Annotated in this window: 2 protein-coding genes; one reads left to right on the top strand and one right to left on the bottom strand. The window is 39.9% G+C overall.

Annotated features, from left to right (window positions below):
- The first annotated feature begins 139 nt into the window (after positions 1 to 139).
- Positions 140 to 1,303, top strand: a complete 1,164-nt coding sequence (locus NCY30_RS14785; protein WP_022415826.1) for an SAM-dependent methyltransferase — start codon at positions 140 to 142, stop codon at positions 1,301 to 1,303.
- Positions 1,304 to 1,657: 354 nt separating this feature from the next.
- On the opposite strand, the gene NCY30_RS14790 is transcribed toward NCY30_RS14785, so the two are convergent.
- On the bottom strand, positions 1,658 to 3,151 hold the full coding sequence (locus NCY30_RS14790) for a sodium-dependent transporter (protein ID WP_006427885.1): 1,494 nt from the start codon (positions 3,149 to 3,151) through the stop codon (positions 1,658 to 1,660).
- Positions 3,152 to 3,241: the final 90 nt, after the last annotated feature.

Genomic DNA, 3,241 nt, shown 5'->3' on the forward strand with positions numbered 1-3,241 from the left:
CGTTCTTGATATATGTTTTCATTTATTGGTAGTTCCAATACAATTTTTAAAAAATGTCTATTTTATTTGACTTTCAAAATTTATAAGGAATATAATTCTTGCTGAAGGAAATAATGACAGCAGAACTGGAGGTTATATTATGCTGGAAGAACAGGCTATGATAACATTCTTAAAAAAATTCGATGAACACCCTTTCCTGGTCAAAATTAATGGACACGAACATCTGATCGGCGAAGGTGCACCTACATTTACCGTAAATTTCAAAAAGGTCATCCCATTAAAGGATCTGGTCACCAGTACTTCTCTTGCACTTGGAGAAGCTTACATGGATGGTGATCTTGATATTGAGGGAAACCTTTATCAGGCACTTGATAACTTTCTTGGTCAGATGGGTAAATTTTCAACTGATGAACATCATTTGAAATCTATCATGTTCCCATCTTCATCAAAGAAAAACCAGAAAAAAGAAGTCAGCAGTCATTACGATATCGGAAATGACTTCTACAAACTCTGGCTCGATGAAACAATGAGTTATTCCTGCGGATATTTCAAACATGAAGATGATACCCTGTATCAGGCGCAGAAGAATAAAGTTGATTACATTCTTGAAAAGTTATATCTGAAAGAAGGTATGACTCTTCTTGATATCGGATGCGGCTGGGGATTCCTTCTGATTGAAGCTGCTAAGAAATATAAAATTAAAGGTACCGGCATCACCTTAAGTGAAGAACAATACAAAGAATGCCAGAAACGTATCAAAGAGGAAGGATTGTCCGACTATCTGGAAGTCAGGCTAATGGACTACCGTGATCTTCCTTCTGACGGCAAGATGTATGACCGCGTTGTCAGCGTCGGTATGCTCGAACATGTCGGCCGTGAGAATTATCAGTTATACTTAGACTGTGTCAGCAAGGTCATGAAAGACGGCGGTCTGTTCCTGCTCCACTTCATCAGTGCATTAAAAGAGCATCCTGGTGATCCATGGATCAAGAAATACATCTTCCCGGGCGGATCTGTTCCCAGTCTTCGTGAAGTCATGAACTGCATGGCAGAAGATAACTTCCATACCCAGGATATCGAGGACTTACGTCTTCACTATAACCGTACGCTTCTCTGCTGGGAGAAAAACTTCAAAGATCATATTGAAGAAGCACATACAATGTTTGATGAACGTTTCTTAAGGATGTGGGATATGTACCTCTCTGCATGTGCCGCCACCTTCCATAACGGAATTATTGATATCCATCAGATTTTAATGACAAAGGGAATTAATAATGATCTTCCTATGACGAGATGGTATTAAAAAATGAATCAGCCGGGGATATGAACAATATTTCCCGGCTTTAATAAAGATGGATACCATGCTGCACTTAACATCTAATACACATGCATAAAAAGGAGCGGAGCCGGAATCCTGTCACTCCTGACAAAATCCCGACTCCGCTCCTTTTCGATATGTATTCATTTCAATCAGAACGTCGTCTAATTTACCATACTATCCCTTATTCATTCTCCGTTCGATACCTACTCTTTGGATTTACTTCTTTCTTTTTTAAATACACGTATCATGAAATAACTAAATCCGCCAATATATCCAACCAGTGTAATCACCATCATAATAATTGCATCTATCGTCATAGTTCATACCTTCTTTCTATTATTTTGCAGCTTTGTTATCTTTCATAGCTCCCCTTGCAGTCTTTGTATTAAAGAACTTGGATAGTGCAAGACCTACAAGGATCACTACTCCGAACTGAAGTAATACAGTTCCTGTGTTATCCTGAATAATAAACGGATTCAGCCAGGTATCCGGGAACCATTCCTTTGTCTGTAATAACCAGTAAACCACCATGATCACTACCAAAACCGGAATCAGATACATACATCCGGTATAATATGCTTTTGGAAGATGTACATCTGCACCTTTTGCATTTACTTCCTGTGTACGTAATTTTTCCACACCATATTTCCATGCCAGGATTGCGATAAAGGCACCACTTATCAGAAGTCCGATTCCCCATACCCAGTCCTGATTATCAATGTTAACCAGTGACCAGCATGAGAAGCATCCTACTAAGAATCCTGCGAAGCAGACACTGACAACTGCTTTCTTCCGCGGCAATCCAAGGTCAACAACACATTTTACTCCAACTTCGATCATAGAGAACAGTGATGTGATTGCTGCAATTGCAAGTAATCCAAAGAAGATAAAGGAAATGAATCTTCCACCCGGGATTGTTGTAAATAACTGATAAATGTAAATAAATGTAAGTCCGAAGTTGCCCTGACTGAGTGCTTCATTCGCTGCCTCCGGTGTAGCTGAAAGTGCACAGATTGCCGGGATAACTACCAGTGCCGAGAGGATTGCTCCAAGGTTATCACCAAGTCCCATGATCAGACAGCTTGTCGGAACATCTTCCTCTTCTCCTACGTAGTTCGCATATGTAATAATGAATCCCCATCCGGCTCCGGTGCTCCATGCTGCCTGGATGAATGCCTGAATCCATGTATTCGGGCTTAAAATATACTCTTTCTTAACAGTAAAGAGATACTGAAGTCCCTGATTTGCTCCATTTAATGTAACTGCGTAAATTGCTAATCCTACAAGGATGATAAACAGTGCCGGTATCGCTACTTTACAGAATTTTTCAATTCCACCTGCAATTCCCTGATAAACGATGAAACATGCAAGTGCAAATCCGATCGCATGGAATAAAATAACCTGTGCCTGTGAATCTGTAAATGCTGTCCACATTGCCGATGTCGTCTCTGTTGACAGATTCGGTTTAAATGCTGAAGTAACAGAATTAACTGCGTATTTCAAACAATATCCCTGAAGTACACAATAATAACTCATCAGGAAGAAACATACTGCTGCTACAAAGAATCCCATCCATGTATATTTCTTTCCACCTGCATCACGAAAAGTACCGATACATCCAAGTCTCGTCTTTTTACCGAATGCCATCTCTGTGGAAAGGAGCGGTACTGCAAATACCAGCATTGCAATCGTCCATGCTATGATAAATGCTCCACCACCGTTTGCCGCACACACTCGTGGGAATCGCCATACATTACCAGTACCAATACACATACCTAACGCGGCGGCTATGTAACCTATGGTACTAAATTTTTCTTGTTTCTGTTCCATAACTCAAACCTCCATTCGAATATCGAAATTAATTAGAAATGAATACCTTGTAACCATAGTGTAAAAGATGGTTATTAAATTGTCAATATA

Source organism: Dorea sp. MB18-49 (genome assembly GCF_023669465.1).
Taxonomy (GTDB): domain Bacteria; phylum Bacillota; class Clostridia; order Lachnospirales; family Lachnospiraceae; genus Dorea_A; species Dorea_A longicatena.